Source organism: Psychrobacter sp. ENNN9_III, from assembly GCF_001462175.1.
Lineage (GTDB): Bacteria > Pseudomonadota > Gammaproteobacteria > Pseudomonadales > Moraxellaceae > Psychrobacter.
Genome location: NZ_LNUO01000067.1, coordinates 1 through 3,538, shown reverse-complemented (window position 1 = coordinate 3,538; position 3,538 = coordinate 1). Strand labels below are relative to the sequence as shown.

Genomic DNA, 3,538 nt, shown 5'->3' with positions numbered 1-3,538 from the left:
GCGGTCTTTTTAACATAATTTGAATGAAACATCACTTTTGGTTAGTCTTGTAGATAACTTAACAGACGTAGGAACTCAATATACATCCATACTAAAGTCGCTACGATGCCTACACTAAATATCCATTCGTAGTCTTCAGAAACGCCAGCAGCAACACCGCGCTCGATGTTATCGAAATCCAACAATAGACTAAATGAGGCGATAACGATAACAAACAAGCTAAAACCGATAGCAATCATGCCGCCATCAAATAAAAATGGTAAGCTTGAGCCAAACAACACAAAGCCCCACTGCACAACGTATAAAATCATAATCGCAAAAACTGCTGACATCATGATAGAACGAAATTTATCTGTGACCTTCACTAGACCTGAGCGATATAAGCCTAACATAACTGCGGCTGTGACAAAGGTTGCACATAATGCAGTTAACGGCACGCTGGGATACATGCTCATAAATATCATTGAGATGCCGCCCAAGAATAAACCTTCTAGTAAAGCATAAGGAATGGCTAGGGTCTTAGCCATATGAGGCTTAAAGATCATAAAAAATGCTAAGCCGACGCCTGCAAACATACTAACGATTGCAGTCATATAGATAAAGCTACTAGATAATCCAGCAGCAATGGCATAAAAGAAAAAGCCTAAACCAGAGAGTGCCGACAAACCCAATAGCATTGTTGTCTTTTGTACCACACCTTTGACGGTCATCGACTTACCGCCGACCGCAAGTTCTGCGCGACTGACAATAGGATTGGCCATACATGTATCCTTAATAAAAAATATAAATAAAATAATACAGATGTCAGCTACTTTAGCAAAACCGTTATTATTGTCAACTGTGTTTGCGTGACACCATTTGCGCATTAGCTATAGAGGTTTTATGCGATTATCAAATCGCTTATTGACTAATATAGACGGTACTATTTAGTAGCCAAAAGAAAACACCTAAAGAATGCGTACGATAGTTATTATATGGGGTCGATTGTGTCAGTTAACAACGATAATTGATAAAACATGCTAGTTTAAACGCTCATTTATCGCTATCATTGCTCTGTACTTTACAGTTATACCGAGTCGTTTTATGGAAAACTCAGCGCAGTCAGAAAGATTGCCGCATTTGCACGAATCAGAGCTGTTTCATGCTATAAAAAACCCTGCTTTTAGGCGTATTGGTCTGATGGGCCGCGCTGGAAAACGTAGCGTGACCCAAAGTCTTGTTCAAATCGCGCAAACCATCAATGATATGGGTTTGACGTTGATTATGGATGTACAAACTGCTAACTTGCCCACCCTTGATCTGACTGAAGTAGAAAAAGTCAAAATCGTCAAGCGTAGTTTGATAGGCGAGATTTGCGACCTTGTCATTGTGGTAGGGGGAGATGGTTCTATTTTACATGCTGCCGAAGCACTGGCGCGTTATCGCGTACCTGTATTAGGGGTCAATCGTGGCCGACTTGGTTTCTTGGCTGATGTAAAGCCTGATGAAGCGGCCTTTAAACTGCGTCAAGTGTTGATGGGCGACTATCAGCTTGATCATAGATTTTTATTGACCATGGAGATAAGAGAAGGACGTGATATCATTCATGAAGATATGGCACTTAATGATATCGTATTGCATGCAGGTAAATCGGTACATATGATTGATTTTCAGATGAAAATTGATGGTCAGGATGTTTATCGTCAGCACAGCGATGGTTTGATTGCTGCAACGCCTACAGGATCGACTGCCTATGCCTTGTCAGGTGGCGGCCCGATTATTCACCCAAGTATGGATGCAATATGTCTAGTGCCTATGCATCCACATACGCTATCGAGCAGACCGATCGTGGTCAGTGGTAATAGTGAAGTTTGTATTCGTATTCATGAAGACAATCGTACGCAGCCAATGGTTAGTGCAGACGGCAAAGCGAGCGTCCCACTTGAACAAGAACAGCGTTTATACATTCGTAAGCATCCAGACAAGCTGACTTTACTGCATCCACCAGGCTTTGATTTTTATGAAGCCTGCCGTACTAAGCTACACTGGAACGTCCACGCTGAAGAATTTAGCCTTGATAGTGATGATGATACTATAGATGATGAGTAAGCATATCTAAAAATAATAGTAGAGAGTAGATATAATGGATAAACAAACAATCTTAGCAAGTCTAACGCCGGAGTTGGTTGATAAGTTCCGCGTTGCTATCGAGCTGGGTAAATGGGCCGATGGCACTAAGTTAAGCGCTGAACAGCGTGCTACTTGTATGCAGGCAGTAATGATTTGGGAGCATGAACATCTGGCTCCTGCAGAACGTACTGGATTTATTCATAAACCCATAAAAGACGATGGTTCAATCATTGGGGCTGAATGTGATGTGGAACATGAGCATCATTATCCTAATATGCCTAATCCTAAAGGTGCAATTCAGCCTGTCAAATTTCGTGATAAATAACGTGATAAGTTAAGTAATATCGAGCGAGATAAGTTTGAACAATCTTAATCAACTTAACATAGAAAAGCCACACTATCATAATAGTGTGGCTTCTTTGTATTGACTGAATACTATATAGCTTATAGTGCAGTAGTATCTACGTTTGGACGCAACGTTAGCGGATTTGTTTCCATTAGAAAACCTTGCCAGCCCCAATGTAGAAAATTACGAATGTTCGCATGGTCTGTACCATTTGGCGTAGCTTTTACCTTTTCGTAATGCTCACCGAAAAGCTTTAGGGTGTCTAATTGATCTAAACCATGATGTTTAGCAAAGCCAAAGATTTTTGCACTACCTTCGTTTTCGCCAGCGTCATTATGCAATAAGCCATTTACAAATGGCACTGGCGCATAGCGATAAAAATCATCGATAAAGCTGATAACATCATTAAATCCAATGGCTTTTTTGTTCAAACCATTAAGCAAAGCCGATACGTCTGATTGGCGGATACTCATAAGTAAATGACCTCAAAGCAGGTTAAATTAGCGATTAAAGTAGTCTTCGTCATCGAATGAAGGCGCAAAATTGCCTTGTTCAAGATGCTGCATCTGTGACTGTACTGTACGCTCTTGTTGGATACGCTGATAAATCTCTTCACGATGTACCGCAATATCTTTAGGCGCATTGACACCTATACGTACCTGATTGCCTTTGACGCCTAGAACAGTAACACTGACTTCATCACCGATCATTAACGTCTCGCCCACGCGGCGTGTCAAAATTAGCATGCGTCACACTCCTTATGTCGCATTAAAAAATTATTACTCATTACATTACATCTCAATTACAGATCATCCCTGTATCGTTATAACATAAACCTTATTTACGATAACCATAAGGTAATACATGTACCTTATGCTATAGGTAAAGTGTTACACAATAAGCGATGATGATAGGTAGGTTCATTTAGCCCAAATGAGTTCCCATTATAGGTGGCATAATAGATACTGTCACGGGTTTTCATAAAACTATTGGATAAATTCTAACGTTGACAACAATAAAATGATAAAAGGGGAGCAAAAAGTCTTTATTGAAGCAAATAATTACCAGAAGTAATCAATAGCT

General features: G+C 40.2%; 4 protein-coding genes and 1 pseudogene. 2 read left to right on the top strand and 3 right to left on the bottom strand.

Annotation, left to right across the window (positions count from 1 at the left end):
- Nucleotides 1-41: 41 nt before the first annotated feature.
- Nucleotides 42-761 carry a Bax inhibitor-1/YccA family membrane protein gene (locus PENNN9_RS04515; RefSeq protein WP_058368538.1) on the bottom strand — a complete coding sequence of 240 codons (720 nt, stop codon included), beginning with the start codon at nucleotides 759-761 and terminating at the stop codon, nucleotides 42-44.
- Between the two features lie 322 nt (nucleotides 762-1,083).
- Here PENNN9_RS04515 and PENNN9_RS04510 point away from each other — a divergent pair, with 322 nt between their 5' ends.
- Together PENNN9_RS04510 and PENNN9_RS04505 are read left to right on the top strand one after the other, a co-directional pair.
- Entirely contained in the window at nucleotides 1,084-2,088 is a 1,005-nt protein-coding gene (locus PENNN9_RS04510) for an NAD(+) kinase (protein WP_075102893.1), read from the top strand.
- A 34-nt stretch (nucleotides 2,089-2,122) separates the two neighbouring features.
- A complete protein-coding gene (locus PENNN9_RS04505; protein ID WP_058368537.1) occupies nucleotides 2,123-2,434 on the top strand; it encodes a YeaC family protein in 312 nt (103 codons plus the stop codon).
- Between the two features lie 119 nt (nucleotides 2,435-2,553).
- Here PENNN9_RS04505 and PENNN9_RS04500 read toward each other — a convergent pair whose 3' ends face one another.
- A complete protein-coding gene (locus tag PENNN9_RS04500) occupies nucleotides 2,554-2,928 on the bottom strand; it encodes a HopJ type III effector protein (protein WP_058368536.1) in 375 nt (124 codons plus the stop codon).
- A 105-nt stretch (nucleotides 2,929-3,033) separates the two neighbouring features.
- Nucleotides 3,034-3,201: pseudogene (csrA, locus tag PENNN9_RS04495) on the bottom strand (carbon storage regulator CsrA); the annotation flags it as partial.
- Nucleotides 3,202-3,538 lie beyond the last annotated feature (337 nt).

What these genes read in the sequence shown, in the direction of transcription:
- PENNN9_RS04510 (WP_075102893.1), top strand. Translation starts at nt 1,084, where the DNA reads ATGGAAAACTCAGCGCAGTCAGAAAGATTGCCGCATTTGCACGAATCA.
- PENNN9_RS04500 (WP_058368536.1), bottom strand. Translation starts at nt 2,928, where the DNA reads ATGAGTATCCGCCAATCAGACGTATCGGCTTTGCTTAATGGTTTGAAC.
- PENNN9_RS04515 (WP_058368538.1), bottom strand. Translation starts at nt 761, where the DNA reads ATGGCCAATCCTATTGTCAGTCGCGCAGAACTTGCGGTCGGCGGTAAG.
- PENNN9_RS04505 (WP_058368537.1), top strand. Translation starts at nt 2,123, where the DNA reads ATGGATAAACAAACAATCTTAGCAAGTCTAACGCCGGAGTTGGTTGAT.